Origin of the sequence: Bradyrhizobium sp. HKCCYLRH3061 (genome assembly GCF_051168015.1) — a bacterium.
In the GTDB taxonomy this organism is placed as follows: Bacteria; Pseudomonadota; Alphaproteobacteria; order Rhizobiales; family Xanthobacteraceae; genus Bradyrhizobium.
In genome coordinates this window covers 684,963-700,710 of sequence record NZ_JBNPUE010000001.1, presented here as the reverse complement: position 1 = coordinate 700,710, position 15,748 = coordinate 684,963, and the positions used below count along the sequence as shown (strand labels likewise).

Genomic DNA, 15,748 nt, shown 5'->3' with positions numbered 1-15,748 from the left:
AAAAAGAAGGCCGCCCGGAGGCGGCCTTCCTGAATGTGAGATGTCGAAAGCAGGGCTCAGAAGCCCATGCCGCCCATGCCACCCATGCCGCCGCCGGCCGGCATCGCGGGAGCCGCATCCTTCGGCAGCTCGGCGACCATGGCCTCGGTGGTGACCAGGAGGCCGGCGACCGACGAGGCGTCCTGCAGCGCGGTGCGGACCACCTTGGCCGGGTCGATGATGCCCTTGGCAACCATATCGACATAGTCCTCGGTCTGCGCGTCGAAGCCGAAGGTCTCGGACTTCTCGTCCAGGATCTTGCCGACCACGATCGAGCCTTCGACGCCGGCGTTCTCGGAGATCTGGCGAATCGGAGCTTCGAGCGCCTTCAGCACGATGTTGATGCCGGCCTGGACGTCCGAGTTGGCGTTGGTGATGCGGCCGACCGCCTTCTTGGCGCGCAGCAGCGCCACGCCGCCGCCGGGGACGATGCCTTCCTGCACCGCAGCGCGGGTCGCGTTGAGGGCGTCCTCGACGCGGTCCTTCTTCTCCTTGACCTCGATCTCGGTCGCGCCGCCGACGCGGATCACCGCGACGCCGCCCGCGAGCTTGGCGAGACGCTCCTGCAGCTTCTCACGGTCGTAGTCCGAGGTGGTCTCCTCGATCTGCGCCTTGATCTGGCCGACGCGTGCCTCGATATCGGCCTTCTTGCCGGCACCGTTGACGATCGTGGTGTTCTCCTTGTCGATCACGACCTTCTTGGCGCGGCCGAGCATCTTCACCGTGACGTTCTCGAGCTTCATGCCGAGATCTTCCGAGATCAGCTGACCGCCGGTCAGGATCGCGATGTCCTCGAGCATGGCCTTGCGGCGGTCACCGAAGCCCGGCGCCTTGACGGCCGCGACCTTGAGGCCGCCGCGCAGGCGGTTGACGACCAGCGTGGCCAGCGCCTCGCCCTCGACGTCCTCGGCGATGATCAGGAGCGGACGGCCCGACTGCACCACGGCTTCGAGCACCGGCAGCATGGCCTGCAGGCCGGACAGCTTCTTCTCGTGCAGCAGCACGTAGACGTCGTCGAGCTCGGCGGTCATCTTCTCGGCATTGGTGACGAAGTAGGGCGAGAGATAGCCGCGGTCGAACTTCATGCCTTCGACGATGTCCACCTCGGTGTCGAGCGACTTGTTCTCCTCGACCGTGATGACGCCCTCGTTGCCGACCTTCTGCATCGCCTGGGCGATCATCTTGCCGATCGCGGCGTCGCCATTGGCGGAGATGGTGCCGACCTGGGCGACCTCGGAGGACGCAGCGACCGGCTTGGCGCGCTTCTCGATGTCCTTGATCACGGCGGCCACCGCGATGTCGATGCCGCGCTTGAGGTCCATCGGGTTCATGCCGGCGGCAACGGCCTTGGCGCCCTCGCGCACGATGGCCTGGGCCAGCACGGTCGCGGTGGTGGTGCCGTCACCGGCGGTGTCGTTGGTCTTGGAGGCGACCTCGCGCAGCATCTGCGCGCCCATGTTCTCGAACTTGTCCTCCAGCTCGATCTCCTTGGCGACGGTGACGCCGTCCTTGGTGATCCGCGGAGCGCCGAAGCTCTTCTCGATGACGACATTGCGGCCCTTCGGGCCGAGCGTCACCTTGACGGCGTTGGCGAGAATGTCGACGCCGCGCAGCATGCGGTCGCGTGCGTCGCCGGCGAATTTGACGTCCTTGGCTGCCATTTCAAAATTCTCCTGGAGTAGACCTCGACGGCGAGGGGCGTGATCGCCCGTCTGTCGCCGGAACGAGGTTGCAGAGCATTTTCGCCCGGGGCGGCTGATCGCCGCCCCCGACAGGTCGGGATCAGGCGACGACGCCCATGATGTCGGACTCCTTCATGATCAGGAGCTCCTCGCCGTCCAGCTTGACCTCGGTGCCGGACCACTTGCCGAACAGCACGCGGTCGCCGACCTTGACGTCGATCGGGATCAGCTTGCCGCTCTCGTCGCGGCCGCCGGGGCCGACGGCGACGACTTCGCCCTGCGAGGGCTTTTCCTTGGCGCTGTCGGGAATGATGATGCCGCCCTTGGTCTTCTCTTCGGCGTCGATGCGCTTAACCACGACGCGGTCGTGCAGGGGACGAAACTTCGATTTGGCCATGACGGATCCCTTTTGGGGTGCTTGGATAAGTGTTGCTGTCGGAGGAAATCTGAATGCGACCACATTTGACGCCCACTTGGCGCCAACTGGCTCGCAGCCTTAGCAATCGCGCCCTCCGAGTGCTAAAGACCGCTCGGGGAAATATGGCTTGCGGCTGTTCCTGTCAAGCAACGGCCAGCCGTTAAGCCGTTCTTGAGGCTGTTAGGGGGATGTTGTCCGGGGCCAGACATGTTAGTGGAGCGGCGTCGTCATCCGACGTCATTGCTCTGACGAGCGTTTTGCGCTTGGTTGCCGGACGGGGCAGCCACGATTCTGTTCCTAAGGGGATGCCATGACGAGTTCACGGTGCGCGCGGCCGGTTGCCAATCTCGCGATCGCGTCGGCGCTCACGATGCTTCTGGGAGCGTGCACGGGCTTCAGCCTGTCGCCGTCGCCACCCATGCAGACCGAGGCGCCGGTCGAGCCCGAGGTTCCGGCGACGATCCGCCCCGAGGATCTCGTGGGCAAATGGGGCCTCGCCGCCTACAACAATCCGAATGACCGCGCGCGCACCGAGAAGATGGCTCTGGCGCAGTGCAAACAGCCTTACGTCATCGGGGCAGGCACGTCCGGCGGTGTCGTGATGCATCTGGCCGACCAGGCGACTCCCCAGGAACTGCGCCTGAAGGGGTCGGCCAGCGGCAAGAACTACATCGGCCCGGCCGGACCGCCCGGCGGCGAGCAGGACCGCGAGGTCATCTCCTTCGACGGCCGTGTGCTGATCACCCGCTTCGTCGACAAGGATGCGGCGACCCGTTACCAGACGATGGTCTACGTCCGCTGCGGGCCGCGCGCCTGAGATCCGGGCGATCATCCCGCAAAGGTCGAGAGTCGAACGAAAAACGCCGGCGACTGCGCCGGCGTTCTGTACGATGACGTGGCCTGAAGCGGTCGCTGGGACTGGCCGCCGACCTCAGTTGAACATCGCGTCGATGTCGTCCTGCGAGGCGTGGCCGACCTCGCCCGCCGCCTTCGGACCGTTCAGCAGCCTGGCGTCGCCCTCGCGGGTGTCGACGATCGGCGGCACATGCGCCTTGATGGCGTCGACGCCGCCCCAGATGTCCATCATCACCACGATGTGGTGCTCGATGAACTTCATGGTGGTCATGACCTTGTTGATGCGCTGGCCGGTCAGGTCCTGGAAGTTGCAGGCCTCGAAGATCGACACCACGCGCTCCTGGATCTCTTCGCTCAGGATCTTCTGCTGGTCGGCCGAGTCCACCTTGGACAGCGCACTGGCGGCCTGGTCGATCGCCTCCGCGGCTTCGAGGATCTGCTGCGTCGCCTGCTCGGTGCCGCCGACGACCGCGCCGAGCTCGCCGTTGACCTTGGCCATCTCCTCGCCGTTGAAGCTCTTGGCATGGAGGGTCGCGATCTCGCCCTTGGTGCGGTTGATCGCGTCGTGGATCAGGTCGAGCTCGACCTTGAGCTTTTCGCACTGCTCGATCTGGGCACGATACGTCTCGAGCAGCGCGCGCGCTTCGGCGACCTCGCGTGCGGCGGATTCTTCGATGGCGGCGTTGGCCGTGTTGCTACCTCCGCTGCGGATGGCGTTGGCCATCTGGGAGCGGATCGCGCGCAGCTCGTCCATGATTTCCTTGTGGTTGGGGCCGATCTCGCCGCCCACGAAGTCGGGCTCCGGCATATGGCCGACGATTGCTTCTTCGATACGGAAACGCTTGCGAACAGCCATGATAGTATCCCTGACCTCTTGTTCGGATCAGTTCTACGCAGAGCCTATTTAACATCGCGTTCACGCCAGGAACCGCGGTTGAGCAACGCTGGCGTGCATCGTGCGTCAACTATTAACCATGCCTCGCCGGCCTTCACGCAAAATAAACGCTAGCCATCAAAACCGCCGTCGTATGCAGCGATGGTGAATCCCGGCGCCTCCCGCGTTTACCAAAGCGATCGGGTTTTGCTCTTTATTGACGATACGCGGCGGCGTTGCCGCCTCGCGCGACGAACAGTCTCCAGACGAAACAGTACAGAGTACGTCGATGTTCAAATCATTCTCCACGGCGCTGCTGGCCGGCGCATGCGCATTCTATTCAGGTCTGGATCGGGCGGCGGCCCAGGGGTTTCAGCAGCCGACCGTGATTTACAGCGGGCCGCCGCAGCAGTCCGCGCCGGTGCGCACCGCCTATGTCGAACGCTCGCGCATGGGTGGCGGCTTCATCGAATTCCTGTTCGGGGATCCGCAAGGCAGCCGCGGCGCGCCTCCGCCGGGACAGCCGATGTATCAGCAGCAGCCGTCCTATTACGAGCCGCAGCGGCTGGCGCCTGGCATGGTCCCGCAGCAGGGAGTGCCGGATGAGGAGGCCTATGAGCAGACGCAGCGGCCGCTCGATCCGAAATACGAGAAACAGATCGTTGACTATGACGGCAAAGAACGGCCGGGCACGATCGTCATCGATACGCCGAACAAGTTCCTCTATCTGGTCCAGGGCGAGGGCAGGGCGCTGCGCTATGGCATCGGCGTCGGCCGGCCCGGCTTCACCTGGTCGGGCGTGAAGACGATCTCGGCCAAGCGTGAATGGCCGGACTGGACGCCGCCGCCGGAAATGCTCGCGCGCCGGCCCGACCTGCCGCGGCACATGGAGGGCGGACCGCAGAACCCGCTCGGCGCACGCGCGATGTATCTCGGCTCGTCGCTGTATCGGATCCACGGGTCGAACGAGCCATGGACGATCGGCACCAACGTCTCGTCAGGCTGTATCCGGATGCGCAACGAGGACGTCATCGACCTCTATGGCCGCGTGAACGTCGGTGCCCGGGTGATCGTGCTCTGACGACCGCCACCGCACGACATCGGCCATTGAAAAAGGCCGCCCATCCGGGCGGCCTTTGCATTCTCGAATTGGCTGCGACCCGGGAGGATCACGCGTAGTCGCTGCCACCGTCGTCGTCGCCATAGCCGTCATCGGAATCGAAGTCGGCCGCGTCGCTGTCATTGCCGTTGTCGTCGTAGTTCGCCTGGTCGAACAGGCCGGCACGACCGCTGTCGCCGCCCGAGCGGCCGATGTCGTCGAGACCGGCGTCACGCGCCAGCGACCCGCCGGACTGGTCGCCGCTCCACGGGCTGGCACCGCCGCCGCGCTCCTCGATGATCGTGGTGTCGCCGAACGCCTGATGCGACCCGCCGCCCATCATCGAGCGGATGCCGCCGAGCAACAGTGAGCCGCCGACCATGCCGGCCGCGGCCGCCGCGGCCGTGCCGAGGAATGAGCCGCCTCCGCCGCCGAACATGCCGCCGCGCGGCTGGCCGAAGCCGCCCTGATCGTAGGGGCCGGGTTGACCGGGATAGCCGGGCTGGCCCTGGTAGCCCGGGGGCATCGCCTGGCCGCTGTTCCAGACCGGCCGGCTTGGCAACGGCGGCGGCACGTTGGGGACCGAACCGCGGCTGCTCGCGCCGAAGATGCTGTCGCGCATCGAATCGAGGAAGCCGCCCGACGGGGCCTGCTGCGGGGCCTGGGCGTGCTGCAGCTCCTCGATGCGGGCATTGGCGCGCTTCAAGGCTTCGTCCTGCACCAGTACCGTCTGCACCAGCGCGTAGACGGCATTGGGAGCCCGCTGCAGCGCCTGGGCGATGGCGGCGGCGGCCTCCGGATCACGCGGTGCACTCTCCAACTTGGCAAGCCGGTCGAACAGATCGTCGATGAGTTGGCGTTCTTGCGGTGTCATGTCGTTCTCCTGCCGCTTGCCTTGTTCCGGCGAAGCGCGGCCAAGATTTAGGGGGACTTTGTGGCCCGGCCAGCCGGGGCGCGGATTAAATTTCGGTATGCGACACAGCGTCTCTCGGGCTTGCGCGGCGTTTTGGACCTCCACGCTGCCCGCACCGCAGGAGGAACGCTGCCGAGCGGCTTTTTGTTCGTCGCAGGCCCGCAAGATCCGTTCAGGCCAGCGTCATCCGGCGGCGGTCGAGCAGCGCTGGAAAATGCTCGCCGGCGAGATAGGCGTGCTCGTGCTCGCGCTGGACGGTCAAAGGATCGAGCTCGATCAGGACGTCGTCGACGAAGCCGGGATGGCACATCACCAGCCCGTCCTCCGGCAGCTCGTCCAGGAAGCCGTCCATCAGCGTGCCGAAATCCGAGGTCTTGCTGAAGTCATAGGCGCCGGCGAAAGCGGGATTGAAGGCGATCGCGGCCCGCCTGGCATGACGGCGGAATTGCGCGCTCAGGACGTCCAGCAGCAGCGCCTTCGGTGCCGTCAGCCGCTGCATCAGCGGCACGTTCCGGCCGCCCTGACGCACCCAGGCCGCCGGCGCGGCTTCCTTGACGGCGGCGAGGAAGCCCTCGCGCACCTGCGGATAGAGCTGGGCATGCTGATGGCCGTCGACGAAATCCGGGGCGCGGCCGAACAGCTCGCCGAACGCCGCAAGCTGGACCAGCACCTCGGCGCGGATCAGCTCGGGATCGAGCCGGCGGGACATTCCGGCACGCAGCAGCTTGGGAAAGGGCAGGAACATGCCGCCCTCCGACGGGCGGAAGTGCATGGTGAGGGGCCGGAATGGCGCGGTCAGCGTGACGTGCAGGCCGATGGCGCAACGCGGGCGGTCGGACGCGACCCTGGTCAGCTCCGCCACCTCGTCGCGCCCGATCGCGGCGCCCACCGTCATCACCGAGGTGGCGTTCAGCCGGCCGCGCGCGATCAGGTCCCGGATGGCGCTGTTGACCCCGGGGCTGATGCCATAGTCATCGGCGCACAGCCAGATGCGCCGGTGCGGCGTCGCGCTCATTCGGCGGCGTTCCTCTCGGCGCCGTCGCTCCGTGCATCGAGCGCTGCACGCTTCTCGCTGTGCTCGGCGACGAAGTAGATCGGCCGTGCCTTCAGCTCGGACAGGATCTTGCCGATATACTCGCCCATGATGCCGATCATGATCAGTTGCACGCCGCCGATCGTCATCAGGCCGACCATCAGCGAGGGATAGCCCGGCACCGATTTGCCGCTGACGACGGTCTCCCAGAGGATGGAGAGCCCGAACAGGAAGGCCGCAGAGGCCAGCAGGATTCCGAGCAGGCTGGCGAAGCGCAGCGGGGCGACCGAGAACGAGGTCAGCCCTTCAATCGACAGGCCGAGCAGGCTCGTCAGGTTGAAGGTCGTCACGCCGTGGGCGCGCGCCGCGGGCTCGTAGTCGACGCGGATCTGGCGGAAGCCGATCCAGCTCGCGAGGCCTTTGAAGAAGCGGTTGCGTTCGGGGAGCTGCCGCAGCGCGGCCACCGCGCGCGGCGACAGCAGGCGGAAGTCGCCGGCATCCTCCGGAATCTTCTGCCGCGCCCCCCAGTTGATGAGCGCGTAGAAGCCGTGAACTGCGACCCGGCGCAGGAACGGCTCGTTGTCGCGATGCGCCTTGGCGGTATAGACGACGTCGTAGCCGTCCTTGATCCAGTGCGTGACGAGTTGCTCGATCAGGGCCGGCGGATGCTGGCCGTCGCCGTCCATGAACATCACCGCGCCGCGCCGGGCATGATCGAGGCCGGCCATCAGCGCGGCCTCCTTGCCGAAATTGCGCGACAGCGACACGACCTGCACATCGAGCGCATCGGCCTGCAGCGTGCGGGCAATCGCGAGCGTGTTGTCGCGGCTGCCATCGTCGACATAGACGAGCTCACAGGCGAGACCGAAGCGCTGACGTAGGGTGCGTGCGAGATTATTCAGCCGCTCGTGCAGCGCCGTCAGTCCCGCGCCCTCGTTATAGACGGGGATAACGATCGACAGTCCCTGCGACGCGGCGTCGGCCGCGGTCGTGGTCAGGTCGGACACGTCAGTTCCCAGCATTGCTCAGAGTCCTCGTTCTCCTACCAACATATGGTAGTCGCGCTCACCTGTCGCTACGATGAACGGCGATTTATGATCGCAGGAAGGCCTCGAGGCGGGCAAACAGCGGATTCTCGCGGTCGAGCACGTAGTCCAGCGAGGCGACCGAGACGGTCTCGGCGCCATGTGCGCGCAGAAAGCTGCCGAGCGCGTAGATCTGCGCCGGCGGGCAGTGCAGGGTGAGCATGCCGGACGAGGTCGGGCCGCCGAACGGCGCCACCACGCCGAAGCGGTTGTGCGCCTCGCTCAGCATTGCTGCGTCGCACCCTTTGAAGCGGGTGCGGACCTCGCGGTATTTGCTGGCGCGGGCGCGGGCATGGATGTGGTCGAGAATGATCCGGGCGCTCTCGCGCGGACCCTCCGACCAGTCGGCGTCGCGCGAGGCGACGAGATTGGCCTGGCTGCGCAGGATCACGCCGTCGTCCAGCACCTTCAGCCCGTTGGCCACCAGCGTCGAGCCGGTGCTGGTGATGTCGACGATCAGCTCGGCGGTGCCGACCGCGGGCGCGCCCTCGGTGGCGCCGGCGCTCTCGACGATGCGGTAATCGACGATGCCGTGGGCGGCGAAGAAGCTGCGCGTCAGGTTGATGTACTTGGTGGCGACGCGCATGCGGCGATTGTGCTGGGCACGGAAACCGGTGGTGACGTCGTCGAGATCGGCCATGGTGCGGACGTCGATCCAGGCCTGCGGCACCGCGACGACGACGTTGGCGCCGCCGAAGCCGAGCGTGTCGATCAGCAGCACGCGCTTGTCGGCATCGGTGATGCTCTCGCGCACGAGATCCTCGCCGGTGACGCCGAGATGCACGGTCCCGCGCGCCAGTTGCGAGGCGATCTCACTCGCAGAGAGATAGGCGATCTCGACATTGTCGAGACCTGCGATGGTGCCGCGATAGTCGCGCGCGCCGCCGGGCTTGGACAGGTTCAGCCCGGCCCGTCCGAAGAAGGCTTCGGCGTTCTCCTGCAGACGTCCCTTGGAGGGAACGGCGAGGACGAGGGGGCCGCTCATGATGCTCTCCCGCGCGCGGCCTTGCCCGCGGCGCTGCTCTGGGCCAGCCGCTCGATCCAGATCGAGAAGCCGACGGCCGGAATCGACGAGGCGGCGCCGAGCTGGCTCAGCAGGCCGTCATAACGGCCGCCGGCGACCAGCGGCTCGTCGCCATTGCCTGGGTGGTGCAGCTCGAACTCGAAGCCGGTGTAGTAGTCGAGGCCGCGGCCGAACGAGGTGGCGAAGCGCACCTTGGCGATGTCGATGCCGCGCTGGGCCATGAAGCCGGCGCGGGCCTCCAGCGCGTCGATCGCGGCCGAGATGTCGAGCCTGGCATCGGCGGCGAGGGCGCGAAGCTGCTGGACGGCTTCGGTCGGGCTGCCGCTGATGGCGAGGAAGCGCTTGATACGGTCCAGCGCGTCACGCGGCAGCGCGCCGCTCTTCAGGGTGGACTGCTCGAGGAAGCGGTCGGCGATCTCCGCCACCGTGCGGCCGCCGACGGCGGTCGCGCCGGCAATCGACATCAGGTCGGTGACCAAAGCGAGCGCCGCCTTGCGGTCGGAGCCGGCCAGGGCGGCGAGCACGCCCTCATACTCGTTGCGCGGCGCCACCGAGGCGATCGCCAGCCGCTCGAGGTCCTGCGCCAGCGTGCGCTTGCGGTTGAAGTCCTTGATCAGCCGCCGCCGCCAGACCGGATAGAGATCGAGGGCGTCGATGAGGGCCGTGAACAGCGCGACGTCGCCGGTGCGGATCTCCACCGCGGCAAGGCCGGCGGTGGCGGTCGCCTCGATCGCCAGCGCCAGCATCTCGGCATCGGCGGCGGGCCGGTCCTGCCGGCCGAACGATTCGATGCCGGCCTGCAGGAACTCGCTCGGGCGGCCTTCGCGGTAACGAAATACAGGGCCGAGATAGCTGAAGCCAGCCGGTTGCCCGGCGCGGGCCGAGGCGAGGTAGTCCCGGGCGACGGGAATGGTCAGGTCGGGGCGCAGGCAGAGCTCCTCGCCGGCGGCGTCGCCGGTCAGATAGAGGCTCTTGCGGATGTCCTCCCCCGAGAGGTCGAGGAATGGCTCGGCCGGCTGCAGGATCGCCGGCTCGGCCCGCTGATAGCCGGCCTGGGCGAAGGATTGCAGCAGCGTGTCCGCCCACGCGGCGGGTCCGGTCGGAGCGGGTCCGGTCATGGCGATTCGAGTTCCAAAGTGGATTGGGCGCCCGCTGGGAGCGGCGGCTGCCCCTTAGCATGGCCGTTTGACGGTTTCGACTGCGAATGGCCCCGGCGCGCCACAATTGGCCGGAAGACCTTAACCGCGGGCTCCGCTCCAGTCCCCGAGCGTGGCCTGGATCACGGCGAGGGCGGCAACGCCGGCCGTATCCGCGCGCAGGATGCGCGGACCCAGCGCCAGCCTGATCACGTGCGGCTGGCGCAGCAGCAGCGTCCGTTCATCCTCGGCAAAACCGCCCTCCGGTCCGATCAGCAGGTCGATGCCGGCCGCAGCCTCGGTTCCGCGCAGCGCCTGCAGCGGATCGGCCAGCTCGGCCGCCTCATCGCAGAACACCAGCAGCCGCTCAGGCTGCCGCTGCGCGAGGAAGCGCTCCAGCGGCACGGGATCCCTGACTTCGGCGAGGCTGAGGATGCCGCATTGCTCGGCGGCCTCGATCACGTTGGCGCGCATGCGCTCGCCATTCACGCGCGACACCTGGGTGTGCCGGGTGATGACCGGCTCCAGGCGCGCGGCGCCCATCTCGACCGCCTTCTGCACCATGTAGTCCAGCCTGGCGTGCTTGAGCGGTGCGAAGACATAGGCGATGTCCGGGAGGTGATCCTGCGGCCGGCTCTGTTGCAGGATCGTCAGGGCGTCCGCGCGCTTGCGGCCCTCGATCACGGCCCGCCATTCGCCGTCGCGGCCGTTGAAGACCAGCACGTGATCGCCGGCGCCGAGGCGCAGGACGTTGCCAAGATAATTGCCCTGGTTGCGGTCGAGCGCGACCGAGCCGCCCTCCTGCAGGGGGGCGTCGACGAACAGGCGCGGGGCGGTGAAGTCGTATGCGGGCATGGAGCGAAGCGGTGCCGATGATGGACGTTGCTTACCGGACCCCGCGCCGGCCGCAAAGCAGGCGGAGCCGTCACGGGGTGTTGTCTCAGGTACTGGCGATGGCGCCTTTCGGCCGTGCTGTCGACAGATTTTACCGCTTCGATCCCGCGGGTCGTCCCTTGGGACGGACATCCGACGATTCCGTGAGCCTCGATGCGGAGAACGGCCTTGATCTTGAGACATTCGACTTCGGCGCTTGCGATCTGGGCGCTTGCCGCGACCATCGCCGTGATGGTCGCTGCGCCGTCCCGGGCCGACGACAAGGCGGTCGCCGCGCCGCCGCAGCGGGCGGCGCCCGCGGTTCCGGGCGGCGCCGGCGTGGCTGGCTTTCGCCCGCCCGAAACCTGTCTGAAGGAGTTCACTCCGCTGCGGGACGAGACCGCGCGCCGGGCCAAGCTGCTCAAGGCGGCGACCGAGCGGCGCTTTGCGCCCGGCGAGGCCTGTCAGCTGGTGCATGACTACGAGCTCGCCCAGACCAGGATGATCGACTACGCCGTCGCGCATGCCTCGCTCTGCGGCATCCCGGCCAAGATCACCGATCAGTTGAAGGCGAATCACGAAAACACCCTGACCGTGATGCGCAAGGTGTGCACGGCGACGTGATCCCTCGCGGCGGGCAGGGTCGCCGCCCGCCGCCGACTGGCTATTCCGTTCATCGGGCGTGCAGGGCGCAGACCGAACCCGATGCCCGGGCCTGACGTCCGTGGACGGGATTGCATGCCGGTCTGGAACCCGGCTGCGTCCCTCCGCCGCGGATGTGATCAAATCCGCGGTTGTGCTGGACGGACGAGAATCGTAAAAGCCCCGGATCGGATCGTGCTTTCATCCGGAAGTGTTGAGGATTCTTGGTCTTACCGGAGAACCAGCCTTGATCGTCCGCCAGTCTTTCATGCCGCTCGCCATTGCCGCCCTGGTGCTCTCCACAGGGCAGGTCGTCGCGCAGAGCTCGTTTCCCGCGCCGATGCCCGGCCAGGCCCAGACCAGCAACTCGCCGTTTCCGCCCATCAACGGCGCGGCGCCAATGCGGGCTGCGGCTCCGTCGAGCCCGTTTCCGAGCCCCGGCGGCTCCGCGTTTGGTGGCGGCGGCGGTGGCTTTGCGCCTCCGCCGATGGGGGCTGCGCCGCAGGGCGGTCCGCCCGAAAGCTGCATGAAGGAGTTTCTGCCGCTGCGCGAGGAAGCCGAGCGTCGCGGCAAGCTGATCAAGGCGGCGAGCGACCGCAAGGCCTCGCCCGACGAGGCCTGCAAGCTGATCGCGAATTTCGGCAAGGCCGAAGTCAAGATGATCAAATATGTCGAGGCGCATTCGGCGAGCTGCGGCATTCCCCAGCAGATCGCCGACCAGCTGAAGGCCGGTCACAAGAACACCGACGCTCTGGAAAAGAAGGTCTGTGCCGTGGCGGCGCAGATGCAGTCGGGGGCTGGAAGGCCCGCGGCTCCGAGCCTCAGCGACGTGCTGGGCTCGTCGGCCGCGCTGCCTGAAGCCAACGCGACGAAGAAGGGCGGTTCCGCCTTCGACACCATGACCGGCAACGTCCTCACCCGATGAGCACCACCGCCGTCCGCGTTGCTGACGCGACCGGCAACTGGGTCGACACGCTGGCGCCGGTGTGGAGCCGGCCTTACCTGCGGCTCGCCCGCTTCGATCGCCCGATCGGATCGTGGCTGCTGCTGATGCCGTGCTGGTGGTCGGCCGCCCTCGCGGCCGGGATCGGCGGGAATCTGTCCATGCTGCCGGCGTGGATCGCGCTCTATTTCGTCGGCGCGTTCGTCATGCGCGGCGCCGGCTGCACCTGGAACGACATCACCGACCGCGATCTCGACGCCAAGGTGGAGCGCACCCGTTCGCGCCCGATTCCCGCCGGCCAGGTCGGCGTGAAGCAGGCGCTCGCCTTCCTGGTGGTCCAGGCCCTGATCGGCTTGGCGGTGCTGCTGCAATTCAACCGCTTCGCGATCGCGACCGGCATCGCTTCGCTGCTGATCGTCGCGATCTATCCGTTCATGAAGCGCGTCACCTGGTGGCCGCAGGTCGTGCTGGGTCTCGCCTTCTCGTGGGGCGCGCTGATGGGTTTTGCGGTCGCGTTCGGCCGCATCGATGCAACCGCGCTGCTGCTCTACGCCGGGTCGATCGCGTGGGTGATCGCCTATGACACGATCTACGCGCATCAGGACGCCGAGGATGACGCGCTGATCGGCATCAAGTCGACCGCGCGCCTGTTTGCCGAGCGCACGCATCTGGCGCTGGTCATCTTCTACGGTCTGGCCGTCATGCTGATTGGCGCCGCGTTCGCGACGGCCCACGTGCATGTCGCGGCGTGGCTCGGGCTCGCGGGCTTTGCCGCCCATCTCGGCTGGCAGATCCGGCGTCTGGATATCGCCGATCCGGCGCTGTGCCTGCGCATCTTCAAATCGAACCGCGATGCCGGACTGCTGCTGTTCGCCGGACTGCTGGTCGACGCCGTGCTGCGTGCAAGCTGATCAGTTGCGCGCGATGATCTCGCGCTCGCCGCGATGGATCGAGGCGGGATTGAGCTGATAGCCGACACGGCGTCGCATCAGGAAGCGCGGGCGGCGCGAGCGGATCGCGTTGCGGCGGCGGCGGCGCGGCGTGGCCTCGCGGCGCGTGTCCTGCAACTGGGGCAGCGCGAACGTCTCGCTCCACATCGCCCACGCAGCAACGATCTCGGTCTGGTCGTCGCTGACGCAGAGCGGGATGGTCAGGGAAGGGTCGCGGTGGACGAGCACCAGCATCACCTGCGTGGCGTCGATGTCGCGCACGCCGATGCCGAGGAAGTCGCTGACGCGGAGGTTCAGGGCCATGCGCATGCCGCTGACGGCACGACGCAGGACCACGCGCTCCCGGTGCAGTTCGATCTGCCGGATCCCGCCATCGGCACGGGTATCGTGCGCGCTGTACGAGACGGGCAGGGAAAGAGGGTCGAGCCGCAGGACGCGGCCCGACCCAGCGGAATTGCTTCCGCCTGTTGCTGTTTGACGCCTCACGGCTTGGTCTCCCCGCCGGGATTATGCTCCCGGTCGATGCGTGTGACCTTGCCACGCAGATCGCCCGTATCGGCTTAACAAGCCTGGTTAATCAGATCTCACGCATGATCCTCTTACCGTCATGATTGACAAGCGCTTGCCCCGCATGATTGACGAGACCTTGCCGATTTGCCGACAATCCGATGTGCCGTCTGCCGTCCTGCTTGAAGTCGGCGTGAACAGGCCACATTTCGTTTGGATTGAGCCGTCTTCGCCCACCTGACATCGATCGGATCGTGTTCGTGACCTCTTCCCCAGCCTCATCGTCGACCTCCGCCCAATCAGATCTGCTCGACCAGTCCGCCCTGCGAACGCTCGCCGAGCGGCTGGTGGAAGCCGCGAGGAAGGCCGGCGCCGATGCCGCCGACGCCATCGCGGTGCGCGGCATCTCGCTAGGCGTCGAGGTCCGTGACGGCCGTGTCGAGGAATCCGAGCGCTCCGAGGGCGACGATGTCGGCCTGCGCGTGCTGGTCGGCAAGCGCCAGGCCGTGGTGTCGACCAACGATGTCAGCGGCGACGGTGTCGCGCGGCTGGCCGAGCGGGCGGTGGCGATGGCGCGGGTGGCGCCCGACGATCAATATGTCGGCCTCGCCGATCCCGCGCTGCTGGCGCGCGACATTCCCGAACTCGATCTGCTCGATCCGCAGATTCCCTCGACCGCAGAGCTGGAGCGCCGTGCCCAGGAGGCGGAGGCCGCCGCGCTCGGCGTGAAGGGCGTGACGAAGTCCGGTGGTGCGTCCGCCTCGACCGGCATCGGCGGCATGGTGCTGGTCACGAGCGACGGTTTTCACGGCGCCTATCTGCGCTCGAGCCAGAGCATCTCGACGACCGCCATTTCCGGTGAGGGCACCGGAATGGAGCGCGACTACGACTACACGGCGGCTCCGCACGGCGCCGACCTGCTGGCGCCCGCGGCCGTCGGGCGCAGCGCCGGCGAACGCGCGGTGGCGCGCGCCAATCCGCGCAAGGTTGCGACGTGCCAGGTGCCGGTGGTGTTCGATCCCCGCGTGTCCGGCTCGCTGGTCGGACATCTGGTCGGCGCCATCAATGGTGCCTCGATCGCGCGCAAGACCAGCTTCCTCAAGGACAAGCTCGGCGCGCAGCTGTTCGCCAAGGGCATCCGCATCATCGATGATCCGCTGCGCAAGCGGGGCTTGCGGTCGCAGCCGTTCGACGCCGAGGGCGTGAAGGTGAAGCAGACCGCGCTGGTCGACGATGGCGTGCTGACGACGTGGCTCCTCGATTCGGGCACCGCGCGCGAGCTCGGCATGGTGACGACCGGGCATGCCCATCGCGGCGTGTCGTCGTCGCCTTCGCCCGGTCCGTTCAATCTGCATCTCGAAGCCGGCGTCGTGACAGCCAAGGAGCTGATCTCGGACATCAAGCAGGGCTTCTACGTCACCGACCTGATCGGCTCGGGCGTCAACGGCGTCACCGGCGACTACAGCCGTGGCGCGTCCGGCTTCTGGATCGAGAATGGCGAGATCGGCTATGCCGTGAGCGAAGTGACGATCGCCGGGCATCTGTTCGAGATCTTCAAGTCGATGACGCCCGCCAGCGATCTGGAATTCCGCTATGGCGTCAATGCGCCGACGGTGCGCATCGAAGGGTTGACGCTTGGCGGACGGTGAGATCGGGAAACCGGACGACACGAGCC

16 protein-coding genes are annotated in these 15,748 nt (G+C 67.2%); 6 read left to right on the top strand and 10 right to left on the bottom strand.

What is annotated here, in order from left to right; all coding sequences use genetic code 11:
• Positions 1-56: 56 nt before the first annotated feature.
• Both groL and groES read right to left on the bottom strand, forming a co-directional pair.
• Positions 57-1,700: a chaperonin GroEL gene (groL, locus tag ACQR2C_RS03355; RefSeq protein ID WP_315801902.1), complete on the bottom strand. Its 1,644-nt coding sequence runs from the start codon at positions 1,698-1,700 to the stop codon at positions 57-59.
• A gap of 121 nt (positions 1,701-1,821) precedes the next feature.
• Positions 1,822-2,118, bottom strand: a complete 297-nt coding sequence (gene groES, locus ACQR2C_RS03350; RefSeq protein ID WP_008961387.1) for a co-chaperone GroES — start codon at positions 2,116-2,118, stop codon at positions 1,822-1,824.
• A gap of 331 nt (positions 2,119-2,449) precedes the next feature.
• Here groES and ACQR2C_RS03345 point away from each other — a divergent pair, with 331 nt between their 5' ends.
• On the top strand, positions 2,450-2,956 hold the full coding sequence (locus tag ACQR2C_RS03345; RefSeq protein WP_315801903.1) for a hypothetical protein: 507 nt from the start codon (positions 2,450-2,452) through the stop codon (positions 2,954-2,956).
• 114 nt (positions 2,957-3,070) lie between these two features.
• On the opposite strand, the gene ACQR2C_RS03340 is transcribed toward ACQR2C_RS03345, so the two are convergent.
• Positions 3,071-3,850, bottom strand: coding sequence for a protein phosphatase CheZ (locus ACQR2C_RS03340; RefSeq protein ID WP_315801904.1), 780 nt, complete (start codon positions 3,848-3,850; stop codon positions 3,071-3,073).
• A gap of 307 nt (positions 3,851-4,157) precedes the next feature.
• On the opposite strand from ACQR2C_RS03340, the gene ACQR2C_RS03335 reads away from it, so the two are divergent.
• Complete coding sequence (locus ACQR2C_RS03335) at positions 4,158-4,949, top strand: L,D-transpeptidase family protein (protein WP_434880420.1); 792 nt, start codon at positions 4,158-4,160, stop codon at positions 4,947-4,949.
• Between the two features lie 88 nt (positions 4,950-5,037).
• Here the strand turns inward: ACQR2C_RS03335 and ACQR2C_RS03330 are convergent, their stop codons facing one another.
• The 6 genes from ACQR2C_RS03330 to ACQR2C_RS03305 form a co-directional block, all read right to left on the bottom strand.
• A complete protein-coding gene (locus ACQR2C_RS03330) occupies positions 5,038-5,841 on the bottom strand; it encodes a DUF2076 domain-containing protein (RefSeq protein ID WP_434880419.1) in 804 nt (267 codons plus the stop codon).
• Positions 5,842-6,052: 211 nt separating this feature from the next.
• On the bottom strand, positions 6,053-6,895 hold the full coding sequence (locus ACQR2C_RS03325) for a ChbG/HpnK family deacetylase (RefSeq protein WP_434873272.1): 843 nt from the start codon (positions 6,893-6,895) through the stop codon (positions 6,053-6,055).
• Positions 6,892-7,935 carry a glycosyltransferase family 2 protein gene (locus ACQR2C_RS03320; protein WP_315801908.1) on the bottom strand — a complete coding sequence of 348 codons (1,044 nt, stop codon included), beginning with the start codon at positions 7,933-7,935 and terminating at the stop codon, positions 6,892-6,894. Before ACQR2C_RS03320 ends, ACQR2C_RS03325 begins: the two co-directional genes overlap by 4 nt.
• Positions 7,936-8,005: 70 nt before the next feature.
• Positions 8,006-8,983, bottom strand: coding sequence for an ATP phosphoribosyltransferase (gene hisG / locus ACQR2C_RS03315; RefSeq protein ID WP_434839427.1), 978 nt, complete (start codon positions 8,981-8,983; stop codon positions 8,006-8,008).
• Positions 8,980-10,140, bottom strand: a complete 1,161-nt coding sequence (locus ACQR2C_RS03310) for an ATP phosphoribosyltransferase regulatory subunit (protein ID WP_434880418.1) — start codon at positions 10,138-10,140, stop codon at positions 8,980-8,982. The genes hisG and ACQR2C_RS03310 overlap by 4 nt, the downstream gene beginning before the upstream one ends.
• Positions 10,141-10,260: 120 nt before the next feature.
• Positions 10,261-11,013, bottom strand: a complete 753-nt coding sequence (locus ACQR2C_RS03305) for a 16S rRNA (uracil(1498)-N(3))-methyltransferase (RefSeq protein WP_434880417.1) — start codon at positions 11,011-11,013, stop codon at positions 10,261-10,263.
• Positions 11,014-11,220: 207 nt separating this feature from the next.
• Between ACQR2C_RS03305 and ACQR2C_RS03300 the strand changes: the two genes are divergently transcribed.
• The 3 genes from ACQR2C_RS03300 (at position 11,221) to ubiA (ending at position 13,527) form a co-directional block, all read left to right on the top strand.
• Positions 11,221-11,655, top strand: a complete 435-nt coding sequence (locus ACQR2C_RS03300; protein WP_434880416.1) for a hypothetical protein — start codon at positions 11,221-11,223, stop codon at positions 11,653-11,655.
• A gap of 268 nt (positions 11,656-11,923) precedes the next feature.
• A complete protein-coding gene (locus ACQR2C_RS03295; RefSeq protein ID WP_409997909.1) occupies positions 11,924-12,598 on the top strand; it encodes a hypothetical protein in 675 nt (224 codons plus the stop codon).
• Complete coding sequence (gene ubiA, locus ACQR2C_RS03290; RefSeq protein WP_315801913.1) at positions 12,595-13,527, top strand: 4-hydroxybenzoate octaprenyltransferase; 933 nt, start codon at positions 12,595-12,597, stop codon at positions 13,525-13,527. The genes ACQR2C_RS03295 and ubiA overlap by 4 nt, the downstream gene beginning before the upstream one ends.
• Here ubiA and ACQR2C_RS03285 read toward each other — a convergent pair whose 3' ends face one another.
• Positions 13,528-14,052, bottom strand: a complete 525-nt coding sequence (locus ACQR2C_RS03285; protein WP_315801914.1) for a DUF6101 family protein — start codon at positions 14,050-14,052, stop codon at positions 13,528-13,530.
• A gap of 281 nt (positions 14,053-14,333) precedes the next feature.
• Between ACQR2C_RS03285 and ACQR2C_RS03280 the strand changes: the two genes are divergently transcribed.
• Positions 14,334-15,722, top strand: coding sequence for a TldD/PmbA family protein (locus ACQR2C_RS03280; RefSeq protein WP_409997907.1), 1,389 nt, complete (start codon positions 14,334-14,336; stop codon positions 15,720-15,722).
• Positions 15,723-15,748: the final 26 nt, after the last annotated feature.

Bases quoted from the DNA above. Each gene is read 5' to 3' on its own strand.
- ACQR2C_RS03335 (WP_434880420.1), top strand. From the start codon at position 4,158: ATGTTCAAATCATTCTCCACGGCGCTGCTGGCCGGCGCATGCGCATTC.
- ACQR2C_RS03325 (WP_434873272.1), bottom strand. From the start codon at position 6,895: ATGAGCGCGACGCCGCACCGGCGCATCTGGCTGTGCGCCGATGACTAT.
- ubiA (WP_315801913.1), top strand. From the start codon at position 12,595: ATGAGCACCACCGCCGTCCGCGTTGCTGACGCGACCGGCAACTGGGTC.
- hisG (WP_434839427.1), bottom strand. From the start codon at position 8,983: ATGAGCGGCCCCCTCGTCCTCGCCGTTCCCTCCAAGGGACGTCTGCAG.
- ACQR2C_RS03330 (WP_434880419.1), bottom strand. From the start codon at position 5,841: ATGACACCGCAAGAACGCCAACTCATCGACGATCTGTTCGACCGGCTT.
- groL (WP_315801902.1), bottom strand. From the start codon at position 1,700: ATGGCAGCCAAGGACGTCAAATTCGCCGGCGACGCACGCGACCGCATG.
- groES (WP_008961387.1), bottom strand. From the start codon at position 2,118: ATGGCCAAATCGAAGTTTCGTCCCCTGCACGACCGCGTCGTGGTTAAG.
- ACQR2C_RS03310 (WP_434880418.1), bottom strand. From the start codon at position 10,140: ATGACCGGACCCGCTCCGACCGGACCCGCCGCGTGGGCGGACACGCTG.
- ACQR2C_RS03320 (WP_315801908.1), bottom strand. From the start codon at position 7,935: ATGCTGGGAACTGACGTGTCCGACCTGACCACGACCGCGGCCGACGCC.
- ACQR2C_RS03305 (WP_434880417.1), bottom strand. From the start codon at position 11,013: ATGCCCGCATACGACTTCACCGCCCCGCGCCTGTTCGTCGACGCCCCC.
- ACQR2C_RS03340 (WP_315801904.1), bottom strand. From the start codon at position 3,850: ATGGCTGTTCGCAAGCGTTTCCGTATCGAAGAAGCAATCGTCGGCCAT.
- ACQR2C_RS03345 (WP_315801903.1), top strand. From the start codon at position 2,450: ATGACGAGTTCACGGTGCGCGCGGCCGGTTGCCAATCTCGCGATCGCG.